17 protein-coding genes are annotated in these 19,481 nt (G+C 63.8%); 3 read left to right on the top strand and 14 right to left on the bottom strand.

The genetic code is table 11. The features are described from left to right. Positions 1-44 precede the first annotated feature (44 nt). The gene (locus AC3LB0_RS03365; protein ID WP_488649754.1) at positions 45-926 is read left to right on the top strand and encodes an alpha/beta hydrolase fold domain-containing protein; all 882 of its coding nucleotides are present in this window, start codon (positions 45-47) and stop codon (positions 924-926) included. Here the strand turns inward: AC3LB0_RS03365 and rdgB are convergent. From rdgB to AC3LB0_RS03385, 4 genes are read right to left on the bottom strand one after another with little or no spacing between them, the layout of a single operon-like run. After that, positions 898-1,506 (bottom strand): RdgB/HAM1 family non-canonical purine NTP pyrophosphatase, encoded by a 609-nt coding sequence (gene rdgB / locus AC3LB0_RS03370; protein ID WP_488649755.1) that lies wholly within the window; start codon positions 1,504-1,506, stop codon positions 898-900. The two genes, AC3LB0_RS03365 and rdgB, sit on opposite strands and share 29 nt — an antisense overlap. Beyond that, a complete protein-coding gene (gene rph, locus AC3LB0_RS03375) occupies positions 1,503-2,216 on the bottom strand; it encodes a ribonuclease PH (RefSeq protein WP_488649756.1) in 714 nt (237 codons plus the stop codon). The genes rdgB and rph overlap by 4 nt, the downstream gene beginning before the upstream one ends. 8 nt (positions 2,217-2,224) lie before the next feature. After that, entirely contained in the window at positions 2,225-3,454 is a 1,230-nt protein-coding gene (mazG, locus tag AC3LB0_RS03380) for a nucleoside triphosphate pyrophosphohydrolase (RefSeq protein WP_488649757.1), read from the bottom strand. Beyond that, positions 3,451-5,190: a peptidylprolyl isomerase gene (locus AC3LB0_RS03385; RefSeq protein WP_488649758.1), complete on the bottom strand. Its 1,740-nt coding sequence runs from the start codon at positions 5,188-5,190 to the stop codon at positions 3,451-3,453. Before AC3LB0_RS03385 ends, mazG begins: the two co-directional genes overlap by 4 nt. 74 nt (positions 5,191-5,264) lie before the next feature. Between AC3LB0_RS03385 and AC3LB0_RS03390 the strand changes: the two genes are divergently transcribed. Together AC3LB0_RS03390 and AC3LB0_RS03395 are read left to right on the top strand one after the other, a co-directional pair. Further along, positions 5,265-6,119: an ABC transporter permease gene (locus tag AC3LB0_RS03390; RefSeq protein WP_488649759.1), complete on the top strand. Its 855-nt coding sequence runs from the start codon at positions 5,265-5,267 to the stop codon at positions 6,117-6,119. Continuing rightward, positions 6,120-6,935 carry an ABC transporter ATP-binding protein gene (locus AC3LB0_RS03395; protein WP_488649760.1) on the top strand — a complete coding sequence of 272 codons (816 nt, stop codon included), beginning with the start codon at positions 6,120-6,122 and terminating at the stop codon, positions 6,933-6,935. It begins immediately after the preceding gene. Here AC3LB0_RS03395 and mreC read toward each other — a convergent pair. The 10 genes from mreC to AC3LB0_RS03445 all read right to left on the bottom strand — a co-directional run bounded on the left by mreC (position 6,892) and on the right by AC3LB0_RS03445 (position 19,455). After that, positions 6,892-7,767, bottom strand: a complete 876-nt coding sequence (gene mreC / locus AC3LB0_RS03400; RefSeq protein WP_488649761.1) for a rod shape-determining protein MreC — start codon at positions 7,765-7,767, stop codon at positions 6,892-6,894. The genes AC3LB0_RS03395 and mreC overlap by 44 nt on opposite strands. 6 nt (positions 7,768-7,773) lie before the next feature. After that, the gene (locus AC3LB0_RS03405; RefSeq protein ID WP_488649762.1) at positions 7,774-8,826 is read right to left on the bottom strand and encodes a rod shape-determining protein; all 1,053 of its coding nucleotides are present in this window, start codon (positions 8,824-8,826) and stop codon (positions 7,774-7,776) included. Between the two features lie 43 nt (positions 8,827-8,869). Further along, on the bottom strand, positions 8,870-9,547 hold the full coding sequence (locus tag AC3LB0_RS03410) for a JAB domain-containing protein (RefSeq protein WP_488649763.1): 678 nt from the start codon (positions 9,545-9,547) through the stop codon (positions 8,870-8,872). A gap of 140 nt (positions 9,548-9,687) precedes the next feature. After that, on the bottom strand, positions 9,688-10,668 hold the full coding sequence (locus AC3LB0_RS03415) for a CPBP family intramembrane glutamic endopeptidase (protein ID WP_488649764.1): 981 nt from the start codon (positions 10,666-10,668) through the stop codon (positions 9,688-9,690). 10 nt (positions 10,669-10,678) lie between these two features. Continuing rightward, positions 10,679-13,678: a UPF0182 family membrane protein gene (locus AC3LB0_RS03420; RefSeq protein ID WP_488649765.1), complete on the bottom strand. Its 3,000-nt coding sequence runs from the start codon at positions 13,676-13,678 to the stop codon at positions 10,679-10,681. Between the two features lie 27 nt (positions 13,679-13,705). Continuing rightward, the gene (locus tag AC3LB0_RS03425) at positions 13,706-14,182 is read right to left on the bottom strand and encodes a hypothetical protein (RefSeq protein WP_488649766.1); all 477 of its coding nucleotides are present in this window, start codon (positions 14,180-14,182) and stop codon (positions 13,706-13,708) included. Continuing rightward, on the bottom strand, positions 14,179-15,741 hold the full coding sequence (gene guaA, locus AC3LB0_RS03430) for a glutamine-hydrolyzing GMP synthase (protein WP_488649767.1): 1,563 nt from the start codon (positions 15,739-15,741) through the stop codon (positions 14,179-14,181). The genes AC3LB0_RS03425 and guaA overlap by 4 nt, the downstream gene beginning before the upstream one ends. Before the next feature lie 7 nt (positions 15,742-15,748). After that, positions 15,749-16,894, bottom strand: a complete 1,146-nt coding sequence (locus AC3LB0_RS03435) for a GuaB3 family IMP dehydrogenase-related protein (protein ID WP_488649768.1) — start codon at positions 16,892-16,894, stop codon at positions 15,749-15,751. Continuing rightward, positions 16,891-17,511, bottom strand: a complete 621-nt coding sequence (tmk, locus tag AC3LB0_RS03440) for a dTMP kinase (protein ID WP_488649769.1) — start codon at positions 17,509-17,511, stop codon at positions 16,891-16,893. The genes AC3LB0_RS03435 and tmk overlap by 4 nt, the downstream gene beginning before the upstream one ends. A gap of 6 nt (positions 17,512-17,517) precedes the next feature. Next, on the bottom strand, positions 17,518-19,455 hold the full coding sequence (locus AC3LB0_RS03445) for a R3H domain-containing nucleic acid-binding protein (protein ID WP_488649770.1): 1,938 nt from the start codon (positions 19,453-19,455) through the stop codon (positions 17,518-17,520). Positions 19,456-19,481 lie beyond the last annotated feature (26 nt).

The following is a 19,481-nucleotide window of genomic DNA, read 5'->3' on the forward strand; positions in this document are numbered from 1 at the left end:
GCAACGGCGGTGAATGCGGCGGGCGTTCCCCGTAGAATCCGCGCATGCCTTCACTGCAACACAACCTATTCGGCTGGATCTTGGGAGCGATTGCGGCGCTGAAGCCGCCTCGAGACGATGCGCATGCCCGTGCGATGTTCGCGCGAATGCACAGCCAGAAGCCTGCGCTTCCGCCGAAGGGGATCTTGAAAACGGTGAGCGCCGAGGTTGATCAGACGCTTGGCTTCCCCGTTTGGACCCTCACCCCAAAGAGCGGTGGGACTGATCTGCAGATGTTGTATCTGCATGGTGGAGCGTATGTGGGTGATGCTTCGATCATTCACTGGAACTTGTGCGCAGAGATTGCCCGCACCAGTGGCGCTACGGTTGTACTGCCGATCTATCCACTGGCGCCTGAGGCAACATGGTCAACATCGTTTGATGCTCTCCTGACGTTGGCGCGAGGTAGCGGCGGCAGCGCACCCGTGCTGATGGGTGATTCTGCTGGCGGTGGGCTTGCACTGGCGCTTGCGCAACGCGTCGCCACAGGCGGTGGCTCACCGCGTGTCGCACTCATCTCGCCCTGGCTTGACGTGACCATGTCCGATCCCAAGACGCCAACATACGACCGCGCCGATCCCATTCTCAGCGCACCGTTTCTTGAAGTTGCGGGTCGCTTCTGGGCCGGCAGCGACGACCCTCGCCGCGCCGAAGTGAGTCCGCAGTTCGGTTCACTCCGCGGGATTCGCGAGCTGCTGCTCTTTAGTGGCTCGCGCGATGTGCTCTACCCGCAAGCGCTCCAGCTGGTGGCAGATGCAAAAGCCGCCGGCGTCTCCTGCACCGCCTATCTCGAGGAAGGACTTGTGCACGTGTATCCGCTGCTACCGATCCCCGAGGCGAAGGGGCCGCGCGCGGCACTTAGCGCGTTTGTTCGAGCTCACTCCTAAGCGCTGCTGCAACAAGGGCGGCGGCACGGCCGCGGTGGCTGAGCGCATCCTTTTCTGCAGGTGCGCGTTCCGCCATCGTCCGACCATCAACCTCAAAGATCGGGTCGTATCCGAAGCCGAACTCCCCTCGCGGCGCTGTGGTGAGAGCGCCAGGGCACTCACCACGGAAGGTGCGCGCTGAGCCGTTGACGGGATCAATCAGCGCCATGGTGCAGACGAAGCGCGCCGATCGATCAACGACCCGCGCGGTTTCAACAAGGAGCTTCTCGTAGTTCTGCACGTCGGTGGCATCTGGCCCTGCGTAGCGACGCGTGTAGACGCCAGGTGCACCGTTCAGCGCCGCCACCTCAAGGCCAGAGTCGTCGGCAAGCGTCCACTCGCTCGAAGCCTCTGCATACCAGCGAGCCTTCTGCAGCGCGTTCGCTTCGAATGTCGCGCCGTCTTCTGGTGCCTCGTCGGTGATGCCAAGGTCGCGCAGCGTCACCAGGTTAATCGGCAGATCGCCGAAGAGGCGCTGTAGCTCGATCAGCTTATGGGCAGAGCCAGTGGCGACGAGGAGCCGTCGTCGCGGCGCGATCACGCGCCGGCGAGGGTGTCGCGCTGGAACTTGATGAGGTCGGCGATCCCGGCGTCGGCAAGCTTCAACATCTCGTCGAGGGCGGTGCGGTGGAACGGATCCTGTTCAGCCGTCCCCTGCAGTTCGACATAGTGGCCAGCGTCGGTGGCGACCACGTTCAGGTCGACATCGGCACGGCTGTCCTCTTCGTACGGCAGGTCGAGAACGGCCTGGCCGTCGACGATGCCGACCGAGACGGCGGCAACGTTGCGCACCAGGTGCGCCTCAAGCTTCTTGGCGCGCATGGCGAGGGCGAGGGCGATCCAGCCGCCGGTGATGCTGGCGCAGCGCGTGCCGCCGTCGGCAACGAGCACGTCGCAGTCGATGAGAATCGAGCGCTCACCGAGTTTGGTCAGGTTGACCGACTGCCGAAGGGCGCGGCCAATCAGGCGCTGAATCTCATGGGTGCGGCCGCCAAGCTTGCCGCGGACCGCCTCACGATCGGAGCGGGTGTTGGTGGCGCGCGGCAGCATGCTGTACTCAGCGGTGACCCAGCCGGTCCCCTTGCCGCGAAGGTGTGGCGGCACGCGCTCTTCAATAGAGGCTGAGCAGATCACCACGGTGTTGCCGATCGAGATGATGGCGGAGCCCTCGGCCCACTTCTGGACACCGAGTTCAATCTTCAGATCGCGGAGTTGATCTACGGCGCGTCCGTCGGCTCGCAGCTTGCTCATCGTGCCCCCTACCCTTTCACTTCGCGCTCGGCGGCTTTTGCCTCATCCCAGAGCGCATCTAATGTGGTGAAGTCTGCATCTTTTAGCACGATCCCGCGTGAGGCGGCGCGACGCTCGACCTCGCCGAAGCGGCGTCGGAACTTGTCGTTGGCCCCACGGAGCGCCGCCTCGGCATCAATGCCGCTGCGGCGACCCAGATTCACGATCACGGCGAGCACGTCGCCCAGCTCCTCTTGCGCGTGCGCCAACGTGGCGGCGCTCAAAGCCTGCGTGCTGGTGATCTGGTCGGGGTGACCAGCCTCGGCGAGCGCCTCATCGAGCTCGGCCAACTCTTCGCTGATCTTCGCCCGTACGCCGTCGAGGGTTGGCCAGTCGTAGCCAACGGCACTGGCGCGGTCCTGCAGCTCGCGGCTCGCCGAGAGGGCCGGGAGTCCGCGACTCACCCCATCAAGCGCACCCTTCGCCTTGTCACCTTCGCCAGCTGCGGCACGTTCGCTCGCCTTGATCGCCTCCCAGTTCCGCTGCACGTCGCGCGTCGTTGCTGCGCTCGCGTCACCGAAGACGTGTGGGTGTCGGCGCACGATCTTGCGCACGAGCCCGTCCTGCACATCGGCAAGATCAAAGTCGCCGCGCTCCTGCGCGATCTGCGAGTGCAGCACCACTTGCAGCAGCACGTCGCCAAGCTCCTCGGCTAGATCGGCGGTAGCCCGTGGTCGCTCCGCCTCGCTCGCCGACTCGAGCGCCGCGATCGCGTCGTGCAGCTCCCAGGCCTCTTCAATGAGGTGCTTCGCCAGTGATGCATGGGTCTGCTCACGATCCCACGGGCAGCCGTCGGGTGCACGGAGGCGGGCGCTGAGCCACGGCATCGTCCACGGTGTGGCGAAGGCATCGAGCGGCTCGAGCCCAGCGATATAGATGGCTTGCTCCTCGCCCGCGCCACCAGATGTGCAGGAGCCAAGGGTGCTGGCGCCGCCACTTGGCAGCAGTCTCACCACTCGTTCGGCGCTGTAGAGGCGCGAAAGGAGTGCAAAACCTGAACCACCGCGGCCCGGCAACTGGTCACTCGTCGTTGCGCTGTCGAGAAGCACGATGAGTGGGCGCGCCGTATCAATTGCAACGGCACCGCACAGACTTAGCGCAACGATGGTGACGCCGTTCGTTGGATCTAGGCTCGCATCGGCACGTTGCGCAGCTGCGAAAAGGGCGTCAATCGATCCGCTGAACCCCTTCGCGGTCACGGAGTTGGCGAAGCCCCAGCCTCCTGCACCACGGCTCCGTCAATCGCCACGCGCGCCGCGGAGCGGTAGAGGTCGAGCCAAATCGAGAAGCCGCTCCCCTTAATGCCGGTGATCTGATCAGCCGTCAAGGCACGCATCTCCACGCCATCAACATGCACGATGAGATAGGTGTTGGAACTCTCGACAACGGCGCTCGTGCCGCCAGCCGTCAGCCCCCACACCACGCTGCCAAGCTCTGGGTTGACCGTGTACTTCGGCACGTAGCCTGGGCTTGCGAAGGTGAGCTCTTCAATCGCAAGCGTGGCGGTGGTGGCGGCATCCTTGAAGTCCACACCGTCAAGGGCAAGCGCCGTGGCGAGTTCGTCGAGGCGATCCTTGAGCGATGGCCGGCGCGCATCGAACTCAATCACGTGATAGCCAAACTCGGTCTTAATTGGGCCGAGGATGTCGTTGTGCTTCACCCCGTCGGCCCAAATTGCCGCCTCAAACTCTGACACGTAGGTCCCCTTCGGTGCCCATACCAAGAGTCCGCCGTCGGCTCCAGAGGTCTTGTCATCACTCTCCTTCGCCTCAGTCTCGAAGCTTGCGCCGCTCTTCAGTCGGGCGACAAGATCGATCGCCTCTTTCTCGACGGCGGCCCAGGCCGGATCCGTAGGTTCGAGATCGCCTGCAGTGTTCGGATCATCGTTTGGGCTGTAGAGGATGTGGCTGACCTGAATTTGCGCAGCATCTGTCGCTGGAACGGTAGCTGCGACGTAGCTGACCTCGCGCTGCTCGACTGGGCCAGCAAGTAGCTGTGCCGTGATCTTGTCGCTGAGGGCGGTCTGTAACGCGCGCTCCTCGGTCATACGCTCGTAGAGGCCGCGATCAATCCCTGCGTCACTGATCTGCTTCTCAAAGTCTGGATCAAGTTTCGAAGCCTGGGACTTCTCAAGGCGGAAGATGACGAACTGATCTTCTGAACGTGCAATAACGGCGGTCATCGGCTGGGTAGAGCCATCCGCTGTCGGCATAAGCGCCCAGGCGGCCGCATATCCGAGATCCTCTGTCGGATCTTCGGCCTCCGTGGTCCAACCAACGAGCCCGCCGAGCTCAGCAAATGAGTCGGTTGAATCGCGCTTCGCGATTACGGCGAAATCACCACCCGCCTTGATCTCGGCGAGGATCGCCTCAGCCTTCGCCTTCGCTGCCGCTCGTGTGGCGGCGGTTGGCTTCTTCGTCTGCGCATCATCGGCGGAATCGATGCTGATGCGGCGGAAGAGTCGTAGCTCTGGGAGCGTTGTCTCCTTCGCCCATTCAGTGGCGAACACGGCTGGGTCGGCGATGACACCATTCGCCACGGCGAGGTCACGAATCAGTAGTGTGTCGACCATGTCGGTCGTAACCTGGTTACTGATTGCCTCTGCCTGCTCATTCAGCGCCTGGAGGGCGGTGTCGCCGGCGCTATTGCTCATGGTGCCAGCGGCAACGCGGGCGCGAATGCGTGAACCCTCGAGAGCGATGCGGAAGGCGGTGACCTCGGCTCGAGCCTTTGCCTCAGCCTTGTTGATCCCAGCGTTATTCACTTCAACCGCGGGTGCCCAGGTGGTGTCATAGACGGAGTAGCCGGCAACGCCGACGAGGAGGGCTCCAGCAAGGGCGATCGCAACAACGAATGAGAGGTTGGTCAGCGCCGTTTTGTCGGCGGCCTGATATCGGGCGGCGGCACGGGCGCGTAGGCGTGTGATCGGGTTCATGCTCAGTGATCCTCCTTCAGTCGGGGTCTGGATAGGGGCAGTATAGGGGGGACGGGTGCTATTCTCGCCCTCTCATGACGACCCACAGCACGGAACTGACCGTCGGCAGGCCGCGCCGAGGCAGCATTGGCACCATCTTCGAGAGCCTTACCTCCCTTGTGGAGCGCCGCCGGCTCGTCTGGTATCTGACGATCTCCGAGATCCGAAACAAGGGGACCAACTCCCTTCTCGGCAACGTCTGGTGGTTCCTCGACCCCGCCCTCCAGCTCTTTGTCTACTTTCTCCTGGTCAGCGTCATCTTCCAACAGGCTCAGCCGGCGATCCTCCTCTTCCTCGGCGCCGCCATCCTCCCCTGGAAGTGGTTTACCGCTGCGCTCGCCTCCGCCACGACCTCGGTTCGCGGCCGCGAGCAGGTGATGCGCCAGATCGCCTTCCCTCACCTCGTTCTTCCAGCCTCATCCGTACTCGCAAGCGTCGCGAACTTCATCTTTGCCCTCGTACCGCTCGGAGCGCTCTATCTGCTCTACCCCGATCGACTCACCCCCTGGGCGCTCGCTGTTCTTCCCGTCGCGGTGGTGCAGTTCCTCTGGACCATCCCTGCCGTGATTGCGCTCAGTGCGGTCGGCGTCTTCTTCCGTGACATCTCGAACTTCATCCCCCATGGGCTACGCATCTGGTTCTATCTCTCTCCTGCGCTCTTCCCGATCGAAACACTCCGCGCTATCGGTGACCGACACCCGTGGTTTGGCTTCTTCGTCGACATCAACCCATTTACCTGGATCTTCTCTGGCTATCGCGACGCCCTCTACTACGGCCGCTCACCAGAGTGGGGGGCGCTCGGCATCCTGGCCCTCGCCTCAATTCCGGTAACCCTGCTCACCATCTACCTCTTCCGACGAGTTTCGCCACTCTTTGTGAAGGTGCTCTAAGTGGCGCAACGAAAGATCTCCCGCGTGCAGGCTGCGCCGCCACCGATCCTGCTCACTGGCCTTGGGGTTCAGTACGACCTGCGTCTGAGCAAGAAGCGCAAGCTGCGCGATACGGTGCTGCGCGACGGCCGACACTCCCAGAGCGGCAAGTTCTGGGCGCTGCGCGACGTTGACTTTCGTGTTGAGGCGGGTGAATCCGTCGCAGTGATTGGGCCCAATGGCGCAGGGAAGAGCACCATGCTGCAGGTACTGGCCGGCATCCTGGAGCCTTCGGTCGGCAAGGTCGAGGTTCGAGGCAAGATCGCCACGCTGCTACAGCTCGGGGCTGGCTTTGACCCAGAGCTAAATGCACGCGAAAACACGCTCCTTGTTGGTGAGTTTCTCGGCATCCCCCACAAGGAGATGGTGCGGCGCGTGCCAGCGATTCTTGAATTCGCTGGACTCGGTGAATTCGCCGAGGCTGAGGTGCGCACATACAGCACAGGGATGCGTGCACGCCTTGGGTTCAGCGTCGCGACCTCGGTTGAGCCCGATGTGCTGCTCCTTGATGAGGTCCTCTCAACCGGCGATGCCGCCTTCATTGAAAAGTCGCGTGGCAGGATCATAGAGCTCATGAAGCGGGCACGAGCAATTGTGTTCGTGACGCACGACCTCGACTCTGCCGCCACGTTCTGCACGCGGGCCATTGAACTTGAGGGTGGCCGGATTGTGGCGGACGGTCCAGCAAAAAAGGTGATCGCCGCCTATAAGAAAAAGATGGCGAAGCGTTCTGCTACGGCGTCACGCTCGGGTCAGGGAGCCCGCCGCGGTAATTAAGGATTACGAGCAGCGTCCTCACGGAATCTAGATCGAGGGTCGGCTGCACATCCGCACTCTGGAGCACGGCCGAGGCGATGCTGTTCACGGCGACCACTCGGCCCACAGAGAGCCCTCGTGGGAAGGCAGAGCGCAGCGTTGGGCTTAGCTCAATCCCAGAGGTGGTGATCTCCGCCCCAACAAGCACCTGGCGTTGTGCGTCGACGTCATCAAAGGCGAGCGGGTTGGCGGCACGCCCGCGAACCTGCCCGATCGCACCGGTTGAGGCGACCTCGGAGGTAACGGAAAACTCTGGGTCGGTGAGGAGACGGACCTGGCAGCTCTGATCGGAGACCTGCACCACGCGCCCCGCGAGTGAGGCGCCCGCCCCGATGACGACGTCACCAACCTTTACGCCATCGGTGCTCCCAACATCAAGAATTATGTAGCGCCGGTCGATCGCAAAATCACGCGCAACGACCTGGGCCGCAACCGTCGCAAACGAGGTCGTCGCACGCAAGTCGAGCGTCGCCTGAAGTTCCGCTACTTCACGTTCAAGGCTCGCGATCCGAGCCGCCTCAGAGGCAAGCTGATCACGCTCCTCAAGCAGCGCGGTGAGCCGGGCTTGCAGGCTACGAATGTCTACGAAGAGATCGCGAACTGATGCAGCCCCTCGCCCCGCCGCGGCAACGGGCTCGCTGAGCGTGCGCACCACCTGCCCCGCCGCACCTTGCACGGCGAGTACCGGAGCGCTGCTAGAGAGTAGGAAGAGGAGCCCGTTGAAGAGCAGCACGACGCCAACGGCGACAAGGCCAGCCTGCGGATTGCGCTCTCCACGATCGCGGGGGAGCATGGGTCCTTAGCGCAGGGGGCGCTGGTAGGTCTCGGGGACGAGCATCTTCTCGAGCGCCTCAATTTCGTCAAGAATGATGCCCGTGCCGCGCACGACGCAGGTCAGCGGATCATCGGCGATGCGAACGGGCATCTTTGTTTCGGCCGAAAGGCGCACATCCATACCGAGCAGGAGTGCACCACCACCAGCAAGAACAATTCCCTGGTCCATGATGTCGGCGACGAGCTCTGGCGGTGTCTCTTCAATGGTGTCGCGCACGGTGTTGATGATCTCAACGATCGATGGCTCAATTGCCTCACGCACCTGCGGCGCCGCCACCTCTACCGCGCGAGGCAGACCGGTGAGTAGATCGCGTCCACGGAAGGTGATGCGCTGCGAGTCCCACTCGCCAGAGTGCGCCGAACCGACCGCCATCTTGATATCTTCGGCGGTGCGCTCACCCAGGAGCAGGTTGTACTGACGTCGGGCGTAGGCAACGATGTTCTCATCCATCTCGTCGCCCGCAATGCGAATGCTGCGCGCCGTCACGATGCCTCCGAGGCTGGTGACGGCAACCTCAGTGGTGCCGCCGCCAATGTCCACGATCATGCTCCCGTTCGGCTCACCTACCGCAAGGCCGGCTCCGATCGCTGCGGCCATCGGCTCCTCAACAAGGCGGACCCAGCGTGCACCCGCTCGAATAGCAGCGTCGCGCACGGCACGCTTCTCTACTTCGGTGACTCCTGAAGGGATACCGATGATCATGCGCGGTCGTGCAGAGAGCCACCCGCCTTGGTGCACCTTGCGCACGTAGTAGCTAATCATCTGCTCCGTGACCGCGGCGTCGGAGATCACGCCATCACGGAGTGGGCGAATCGCCACGATATTCGCGGGGGTACGCCCGAGCATGCGCTTCGCCTCAGCGCCGATGGCGAGGACCTTGCGCGATTTGGTCTCAACCGCAACGACCGAAGGCTCGCTAATGACGACACCCTTACCTGCGACGTGGACGAGCGTATTCGCCGTGCCGAGGTCAATGCCGATGTCGCGCGAGAAGAGGCTGTAGATTCGGTCAAGCATGGCGCGATGGTAGCACCCACCCCGCGCACCCCCGCCCTCCCCCCTATGGCGCCTCGCCACCCCAGATCGCGGGCTGCTTCGAGCGAATGCTCACCCAGCGGCCATGCCCAATGACGAGGTGGTCCAGGAACTCAATGTCGAGCAGCCGGGCGGCGGCGAGGAGTTCGCTCGTCAGTCGGAGGTCTTCGTCTGAAGGCTCAGGATCACCGCTCGGATGGTTGTGGACTGCGGCGAAGCCGACACCGTGCGCCTCAAGGACCGGACGCAGAAGTTCACCGATGCGCACACTCGTGCCCGTTGCTGTGCCCGTATAGACGTGGCGCAGGTCGAGCAGCCCGTTGCGACCATCGACAATGGCGATGTGAAGCTGCTCCTGTGCCGACCTGCCGAAGATCGGCTGAGCGATCGCGGCGAGATCGGCCGGCGCCTGAACGCGGGTTCGCTCTGCGGGCCACCAGGCGGTGAGATCGTGCGCGGCGTTCACGGTGCGAACCACCAGTTCAGCGGCCTCGTTCGGCACGCCAGCGCGCAACAGCCTCTCGATTGGGTTTCCCTGCAAGAGCCCGCCTGGTCCTCCACTGAGTTCGACCAGGTCGTGCGCGGTGTGCGTTGAGCAGCTCTGCGCGAGCAACGCGTCGAGTGCGCTGATGAAGCGCTGGTCACGATCGCGCTGCTCTGGGCTCATATCGCTGGGTACGGCCGCTGCTATGGCGAGACTCATTGAACCTCCGCGGCGTAGACCTGGCGGCCAACATTGGCACCTCCGGCAGAGCGGCGAGCCCGCCGTTTTCCCGCCGCCCTACCGAAGGCAAGCGCATCCTCTCGCGCGCCGCGTACCAGGCGCGTATGAGTTTGGCCGCGCTACGAAAGGGCGACGACGGCGACGAGGGCAAGGTTGTACGAGGCGTGCAGTGCGATCGTCGCGACCAGCGATCGTCGGCGAATCCAAAGCCACCCAAGCGCAATCCCAAGTGGAAGCCGCACCGCAAATGCGACGGCGGCAACGCTCGCGGCATCGCCTACTGAGGTGCCACCAACAGTGAGTGTGTGCGCGAAGGCGAAGACGATCGCAGAGAAGAGGATCGCTCGGCGTGCGGATGATTGGCGCGCCCAGGCCTGTGCGATCACCCCGCGGTAGAGCAGCTCCTCACCGATCGGTGCGATCAGTCCAGCGGTCAGGACGTTAGCGGCGAGATCCACGGCGTTCATCGTTGGCGGCAGCACGACTGGGGCGCTGAGGCCCGTGCCGTTCATGACCAGCGTTGCAAAGAGGCCAGCGGCACTCAGGATCGGAAGGGCAAGGGCAACACCCCAGAAGAGATCTCCGGCGAGTCCGCCGCGACGATCAGGCGCTGGCAGCGTCTTCGGTGATGCGGCGGGTGTGGCAAGGATGAGATCCCGCCAGCGCACAGCACCGCTGCCAACCACCACCAGACCGATGATCAGAACCGTTGCGAGGTTCGATGCGGCCGCCAGGGCGAGTGTTCCGAGCGGCGTGCTGAGGGCGGTTGCAGCACCAAGGGCGGTGAGTAGTGCAGCGACAAGAAGCTGCGCGAGCAGCGCCCACGGGATCGTCGTCCAGAAGATCGCCAGCGGACCTGGGCCGCGCCAACCTGCAGCGGGAGTATCGACGCGGCGCTGCAGCGCCGAGGCCCCCGAGAGCGCAATTCCGCCAACCCCAATCAAGAGAAGGGCGAGGATTACGAGAGCGGTCCCTGCGCCTGCGATCCCCGCGACGAGGGCACTCGCGCCAACGACGGTAGCGAGCAGGCCGATGACGTAGAGCGCTGGGGCTTCACGCCCGGCGAGTTGTAGCAACCCCGGACGCGACGCCGTGCTCATGCGTTCGCCCCTACGGCGCGCTGCTCTCCGTCAGTGCCGAGAGCTCTTTAAGTACCGCCTGCAACTCGCTGATGCGCGCGCCGTACGTTGCAAAGTCTCCTGACTTCAGCGCCGTCTGTGCCTGAGCAAAGAGCGTTGAGGCCTTTGAGACGAGTCCCGCAATGTCGGTCGGATTCGTTCCGCCGCCCGGATCGATCACGCCACCACCGACGAGGAGATTCAGCGCTTCGGTGAGCGTGTCCCCCCATACGACCTTGGTCGACGTTGCGGCCACGATCTTCTGGAACTCTGGGAACGAGCTCGACGTGGACTGCAGATACACCGGCTGTAGGTAGACGACAGTTCCGCCGATCGGCGTCACGATGAGATTTCCGCGCGTAACGGTCGAGCCCGATTGATCCCAGAGCGTTGTCTGCGCCGAGATGATTGGGTCCGCATCGATGCGAGCACCAACCTGGCTTGGGCCAAAGACCGAGGTGTCCTTCGGGAAGCGGTACGCCACGACCTGGCCGTAGGCGTCGCCATCGTTGCGCGCCGCAACCCAGGCGATCATGTTCGGCCGGCTCGTTGGTACGAGGGGCTGAATCAGGGTGAACTCGGTTCCAGTCTCACCTGGCAGCCGCACACGAACGAAGTACGACTCCCCTGGGAGTGACTGCGAGCCGGCTGCCGACTCTGGGACGGTCCAGACGTCGTCCTGACGGTAGAAGGTCTGGGGGTCGGTCACGTGGTACGTCGCGTAGATGCGTGTGGCGATGTCGAATCCACCCGCGCCTACCCGAAGGTGCGCACGCAGATCGGCCGGCATCGTGTCGAGTGGGCGAAACAGGCCTGGGAAGACCTTCGACCAGGCGAGGGCGATCGGATCCTTGGCATCAGCCAGGTAGAGCGCGGTCTCGCCCGTATAGAGGTCGACCGTCGCCTTCATGCTGTTGCGGACGTAGTTGATGTTGCTCCCCTCCGCCGCATTGGCGTTCGGGAAGTGGTCGCTCGTGGTGTAGCCGTCCACGACGTAGCTGAGCCCGCCATCTTCGCGAATCACGAGGTACGGGTCGGAGTCCCAGGTGACGAATGGTGCAAGGGCCGAGATGCGCTCGCTCACGGTTCGGCGCCAGAGCAACTGGCTCTCGGCCGTAATCTGGTCGCTGATCAACAGGTTCAGGTCGCCGAGTCGCGCGGCGAAGAGGAGACGATCGAAGAAGGTGTTCAGCGAGATCCCTGAGGTGCCGCTCCACTTCGTGGTCGCGTCTCCCGAGGCGCCCGAACCGGTCAGATCTTCGCCGACCGGGTAGTCGAACTCTTCGGTCTTGGCGCCAACAATCACCCAGTCATCATCAAGTTCGCCGAAGTAGATGCGTGGCTCGCTGACCACAGGGGCGCCACCACTGGAGACTGGTGGGATGTCGCGAATGATCAGCTGCGGGAGTCCGCCGCTCGCCACACCGGCGACGGGGACCATCGCCACACCGATGCCGTGGGTAAAGGCGATGCGACGATTCACCCAGGTGGCCGACTGCAGGGCACGCTGTGGGTTCAGCTCTCGCGCCGAGAGCATCACTAGTCGCTGCTTCCCGTCAATCATGTAGCGGTCGACATCGACATCCGAGAAGTTGTAGTACTGGCGCACGGTCTGCAGTTGATCGAGCGTTGCCTGCAGTGGACGGTAGTCCCAGAGGCGGGCGTCGGTAAATGACTCCGCGTTTTCGGCAATAGCTGCTGTGGTGAGGTCGGCAGAGCCATCGTATTGACGTTCGGTCCAGCCATCGAGGCCGAAGGCCAACCTCGTCATACGAATATTGTTGGCGATGTACGGCTCCTCGAGCGCGTACTCATTTGGCGTGACCTGGAAGCGCTGGACAAATTCTGGGTAGAGCCCAGTGAGCACCGCCGAGGCGCCGAACCAGACCGTCACCGTCAGCACGAGTGGCCACGTTGAACGCGTCACGGCGGCGCCGACCAAGAAGGCGGCGGCGAGTGCTGCGATCACCGTCAGTGCGTCGAGGCCAGGGATTCGTGCTGTGGCGTCGGTGTACGAGACGCCCGTGGCAACGCCGTTCTGCGAGAACACCAATTCAAGCTTGTCGAGCTGATAGCCGTAGGCGGTGACCAGCAAGATTCCACCGACCAGGAGGGCGAGATGGAGGCGCGGCAGGGTGCCAACACCGCCGAGGCCGCGAGCGCCGATCGCCGGCAGGTAGCGAAGCGCGGCGATCACCGTTGCGCCACTGAGCAGCAAGATTCCAAGACCCTGCGCGAGGCGCAAGACAGGGAGGCTGAAGAGATAGAACGAGATATCGCGGCCGAAGATTGGATCAACGGCTGAGCCGTCGGCGGCGTATGGGACGGCGTTCTGCCAGAGGGCAATTTGCTCCCAGTTGGCGGCAACTTGTGCGCCAATGAGGAGCGCAACAACAACAGCACCGATGCGCAGGGCGCCGTTACCGATCGTGGCGCCAGCACTTCGTACGGAGCCATCGCCATCCGCGCCAAGGAGTCCCCGGAGCGCATCAACAATCCCGTCGGGCTGCAGGTTGCCGCGGTCATCCATGAGTGAGGTTCGTTCGCGCGGCGCCGCAGAGCTTGCTGAATCACCGCTCGCAGCGCCGCCAAGGCGTCGGGCGATGAGCCCCGCCACAAGGAGGCTCACCATGAGGAGCGCGAGTGCAGCAAGAGTTCCGCCAACGAAGAGTCCGCCCTGCAGCTGCAGTCGCTGCCAGTAGAGGGCGCCTGCGCCGAGCGATTCGAACCAGCGCGCATCGGTGAGGAGCCCAATGACCGGCCCGCCAACCAAGACGAGCACAAGGAGGATCGGGAGGAAGAGGGTGCGCAGTCCCAACTTAAATGTTGGTCGCTGTCCGCTCGGGGCAGAGCCGCCGGGGCGACGGGCACGGGTGCGCGATGTCGGGGCGTCGGAGTCAGGCTCGGATTCAGAGGCCTCAGTGGCCTGAGGGGCGCCGTTACCGCGGCGTCGCTCCAGCTCTTCAAGGAAATCCTTAAACGGATCACTCATGATTGATCCCCCTCCAATTGCGGTGCGTCAGGGTCGGTGCGCGACCTCGATCGCACGGGTGAAGGCATCGAGTGCCGCCTCGGCAACCTTCGCCTCTGTCATCGTAGCGATTCGCATCGGATCCCACTTGGCCGCCACTTGGAGCACGAGGGGGCGGCGCCACGGCTCGTTTATATCGGCCAGGTCACCCAGGAGGCGTAACTTTAGGCAGGAGCGTCCATCCTCAACGGCAAGGAGATCGCCGAGGCCGTTCGTCATCAACTCGCCGAGGCGCTGGAGTGGCGGTGTTGGTGGGGGGCCGGCGATCGGCGCAACCTCGCGGCAGCTCACGACACCAGCATCATCCTCGGCCCACATCATGCCAATCCACCAGCCGTCAGGCATGGTTGTCGGGGTGCTCATTCCGGTGTGCACTGTGGCCTCGGGTCGCCCTTCGAGAAGGATCGGTTTCACCTTCAGGTAGCTCGCCCCCGGTGAAGGGAGGCGCTCAGGGCTGGTAGTCACTCCCACTCAATCGTGGCGGGTGGCTTTGAGGTGACGTCATACACGACACGCGTCACGCCCGGCACTTCATTCACGATACGCGCCGAGATGCGCTCAATCAGGTCGTATGGCAGCCGTGCCCAATCGGCGGTCATTCCGTCTTCACTGGTCACCGCGCGTAGCGCGAGCACATTGCCGTAGGTGCGCCCATCGCCCATCACGCCAACTGAGCGCATAGGCGTGAGCACGGCGAATGACTGCCAGATGCTGCGATAGAGCCCCGCCTTCTTGATCTCGTCGACCACGATCCAATCCGCCTCACGCAGTGTGTCGAGTCGCTCCTTCGTCACGTCGCCAAGGATGCGAATCGCAAGTCCAGGACCTGGGAACGGCTGTCGCAGAACAACAGACTCAGGGAGGCCGAGCTCAAGGCCAACCGCGCGCACCTCATCCTTGAAGAGGGACCGCAACGGCTCGACCAGTTTGAACTTCAAGTCATCTGGAAGGCCGCCCACATTGTGGTGCGTCTTGATCTTCTGCGCGGCCTTCGTCTCTTTCGACGTTGACTCAATCACATCTGGGTAGAGGGTCCCCTGTGCCAAGAACTTGAAGTCGCCGAGCTTCGTGGACTCCTCCTCAAAGACGCGAATGAATTCGCGGCCGATGATCTTGCGCTTCTCTTCTGGATCCTGCACACCGCTCATTGCGCTTAGGAAGCGCTCCTCTGCATCAACCATATGAATGGTCATGCCGAGCGTGTTGGCGAACACCTCGCGGAGAAGGTCCGACTCGCGCTTGCGCATCAGACCGTGATCAACGTAGACGCAGACGAGGCGATCACCGATCGCGCGATGGATTAGTGCTGCGGCTACGGCGGAGTCGACCCCGCCCGAGAGGGCACAGAGGACGCGATCGGTGGGGCCCACCTGTGCGGCAATCGCAGCGATGGCGTCCTCAGCAACGCGCCCAGGGGTCCAGTTTGCCGGCGCCTCGGCAATGTCGTAGACGAAGTTGCGCAGCAGGCGCTTGCCGCCAGGGGTGTGCACCACCTCGGGATGGAATTGAATCCCCCAGAGATTTCGCGTGACGTCGGCAAGGGCTGCAAACGGGGTGGAGTCGGTCTCGGCGATCGGCGCGAAGCCTGCCGGTGCCTTCGTAATGGAGTCGCCGTGGCTCATCCAGACGCGGGCGCTCCCACCATCGCCCGCAACGCCAGCCAGCAGCAGATTCGACTGGTCGCCGATGCGAATGTCGGCGGGGCCATATTCGCGATGTGCTGAAGGACCAACCTCACCGCCGAGCTGCTGCGCCATCAGCTGCACGCCGTAGCAGATGCCCAAGATCGGCAGGCCGCTATCCCAGAGGGCGGGATCTGGCTTTGGGCCATCGGCGTCGTACACGGAGCTCGGGCTGCCGCTCAAGATGATGCCGGCGGGCTTGCGCGCCACGATCTCGCTCAGTGGGGTATCGAAGGCGATCAGCTCCGAGTGCACGCTCAGCTCGCGCACGCGACGCGCAATCAGCTGCGCGAACTGGCTACCAAAGTCGAGGACGAGGATGCCCCCCTGCGTTGGGGTCACGGCGCCGTTAGCGCCCACGCTGCCAGCTCTTCCCTTCGGTCGCTGCGGCCGGGGCGTAGATCACCTCAACGTCGCGGAAGCCGCGCACGTTCTGCACGCCAAGTGCCGCTGCCGACTGACGCACCGCGCCCGCGAGGTTCTCGCTGCCGTCAGTGACATGCGATGGCCCGTGCAGGATCTGCTTCATGCTCCCGACCGTGCCGACGTTGATACGCGTGCCGCGCGGCAGTGTTGGTGAGGGTGCCGCCATCCCCCAGTTGAATCCACCGCCCGGAGCCTCGCTGCCACGAGCGAGTGGCGAGCCGATCATCACCGCGTCGGCGCCAACGGCGAGCGCCTTGGCAATCTCGCCGCCCTTACGAATGCCGCCATCTGCGACCACGGGCACATAGCGACCAGTCGCAGCGAAGAAGGCGTCGCGTGCGGCGGCAACATCGCTCACGGCGGTCACCTGCGGCACGCCGATGCCGAGTACCTCACGAGTGGTGCAGGCGTTCCCTGGCCCCACGCCAACAAATATGGCGGCCGCCCCCTGCTCCATCAGGGCATAGGCAGCTTCGGCATTGGTGGTGTTGCCGATCGCTACGGGCATTCCGGCACGTTTCACAAACTCCGAAAGCTCAAGTGGCGCGTAGCCCGAGGCGATGTGTCGCGCAGAGGAGACCTGGCTTTGAATCAGGAGCAGGTCGACATCGGCGCCAATCAGTGCGTCGGCATACTTGCCGACCGCTTGTGGTGTTGCCGCGATCGCAACGGGTGCACCAGCGGCGCGCATCTCTGCGATGCGGCGGGCGATCAACACGGGGCGAATCGGCGCGGCGTAGAGTTCAGCAAAGGTGGCCTGCACCTTATCGGCGGTCGCCGCAATGATGGTGGCGTACTGGGCGGCGGGGTCTTCGTAGCGAAACCAGAGTCCTTCAAGATTGATAAAGGCGAGCGAACCGAGCCCGCGAAGTAGCCCCGCCGTCGTTGGCGATACAACCGCATCCATCGCCGACGCAATAATCGGCTCGGTGAGTGGGATGCCGCAAAAATCTTGCGTTAGGTCGACGTCGGCGGGATCAATGGTGTCGGTGCCAGGGGCGAGCGAGATGTCGTCGAACCCGAATGCGGGTCGCAGGGTGTCGATCTTGGAGATGAAGGGGCCACTCATCGACGAAGTGTAGCGAGGCCAACGGCGGAGGCGATCTCATCGGCGAGCTCGCCCTTCGGGCGGCGTGCATCAAAGGAGCGCCAACGCGCAGGCTCCGCGGCGGCCAGTGCGCGGAAGCCGTCGGCGACACGCGCATGGAAGGCGGCGTCGAACCCCTCTTCGAAGCGCGTGCGCCCATCACCCGACTTGCGGGCGAGCCCCTCCTCGGCGGGAAGGTCCAAGAGCACGGTGAGGTCTGGGGTCAACCCTGCAGTGGCAAAGCTGATCGCCGCTCGCAGCTCGTCAAGCGGGAGGCCGCTCCCGTAGCCCTGGTAGGCCAGGGTGGAGTCGGCGAAGCGATCGGCGATGACGGAGGCGCCGCGCGCCAGCGCAGGGCGAATCACCTCAAGAACGAGCTGCGAACGGGAGGCGTTGAAGAGGAGGGCGTCGGCACGCGGGTTGATCTCAACGCTCCCTCCATCGCCCAGGAGGAGTGCGCGGATCCGCTCTCCGGCCGGTGTGCCGCCCGGCTCGCGCACGGTCAGCACTTCACGACCCGCGGCGCGGAGCCGCTCGGCTAGGAGGGCGATTTGGGTGGACTTCCCCGATCCGTCTGGCCCCTCAAAGGTGATGAACATTGCTGCTTAGCGACGTCGCCGCGGGGTGCTCGAAGAGCGTCCCTGCGGCTCAAGGCGAACACGTCGATGTGGATCGCGGCCGCGCGAACTACTGGTGACGCCGGCGTCGCCAGCGAGCTGGTGTTGCAGTCGACGGATGTAGGCGTTCTGTGGCGCAAGCTCAACGGGATGTTTGGTGCGCGCCACCTCTTCGATCCCCATCTTGGCCTCACGCATGGCGATCTCGCGCGGGTCGTGTGGCAACTGGTAGATATCAAGGAGCGCGCGCTCCATCTGCTCGGAGGCGTTGCTCTTGAGCACATGCACCGGAACGCCGCGTCGCTCGGCATCCACAATCGGCGTGCCGCGCTGCTTGAACTCATTGCGGATCGTTACCACCGCGTCGGCCTCATCGGCGGTTCGCGCAGTAGTTGCTGGGAGCCCGAGTTCGCGAATCGCCGCCTCAAGCTTCTTGCGCGAGATGCCGTGCGCCAAGACGCGAAGCTCAGGGAGCTGACTCACTTCACGCCCGTCGTCGTCATCAGCGCTCGGTGCCTCATCCCACTCCGCTGGGACCAGCGCGCCGCCGACCGTTCGGCCGATCAGCTCGCGATCCATCTCAGCGATGGTGGAAGCCATTGACTCATGGCTCCAGCCGCGCTCGGGTCGCCAGCTGCCACCGCCAACGGGATCACCCTCAAATGCACGGATCACTGGAGTCGCCGTACCGCCCGGAGTGGTCTCAACGTGTCGCGCCTGTTCGCGGTTTCGCCGCCAGCCGCCCCGCCCCTCATCGCTACGATCACTCCGATCACTGCGTCGGCCGCGGCGATCATCACCTGGGGTTAGCCCGCCGAATCGGCGTGACTCACCCTGCGCCGTCTGACCAGGTCGAATGCGCGCATGTGATCGACGAACGCCACCCTCGTCGCGCCAGCGCTCCTCTGGGGCTACCGCGTCGCCACGCAGCAGCGCATCAACGGTGCCGGCGACATCTTCGTGCACAAGAATGTGGTCGCGATCAATGATCTCCACGATCACATCGAAGGTTGGTGGTGCCTTGCGCTCTAGCACGCTCTTCTGCGTTCGGCGTCGGCGTGCCTCGTCGTCACCGAGGGTGACGCTCTGAATGCCGCCGATCAGGTCAGTGAGCGTTGGGTTCAACATCAGGTTGTCGAGGCTGTTGCCGTGGGCGGTGCCAATCAGCTGCACGCCGCGCTCGGCGATTGTTCGTGCGGCGATCGCCTCAGCCTCGGTGCCGATTTCGTCGATGACGATCACCTCGGGCATGTGGTTCTCGACCGCCTCAATCATGACGAGATGCTGTCGCTCTGGAGCGCTCACCTGCATTCGTCGCGCCTTGCCGATCGCTGGATGCGGAATGTCACCGTCGCCAGCGATCTCGTTCGAGGTGTCGACCACCACCACGCGCTTGCTGAATTCCGAGGCGAGGACGCGTGCCGCCTCGCGGAGCATGGTGGTCTTACCGACACCCGGTCGCCCCATGATCAGAATTGATCGGCCCGCTTCGATATGGTCGCGCAAGATCTCAATGGTGCCGAAGACCGAGCGACCGACACGGCAGGTGAGGCCAACGACTCGATCCGATCGATTGCGAATCGCCGAGATGCGGTGCAACGTTCGTTCGATTCCAGCGCGGTTGTCACCACCAAAGTTGCCGATGCGTGCGATGACCCAGTTCAAGTCTTCGTCGGTGATCTCGCGTTCAAGTAGCGTGACGTCGCCCGATGTGATGCGTGCCTCAGGTTGGCGGCCAAGATCGAGAACAATTTCAAGTAAGCCATCTCGGCCGGCGGCGAGATTCTCGTGAGTGGCCAGCTCACGAATTGCGGCGACGATCTCCGAAGGGAGACAGGCGAGAAGGAGGTCGAGGTTGTCGACGATCGCCTCATCTTGGATCCCCTGCGGGGTTGGCTCCTCGTGGGGGTCGCGAGCAAGGCTCATCGGCAAATCTTAGCGTGCGATTCGCG

Source organism: Candidatus Limnocylindrus sp. (assembly GCF_040397235.1).
GTDB lineage: Bacteria > Chloroflexota > Limnocylindria > Limnocylindrales > Limnocylindraceae > Limnocylindrus.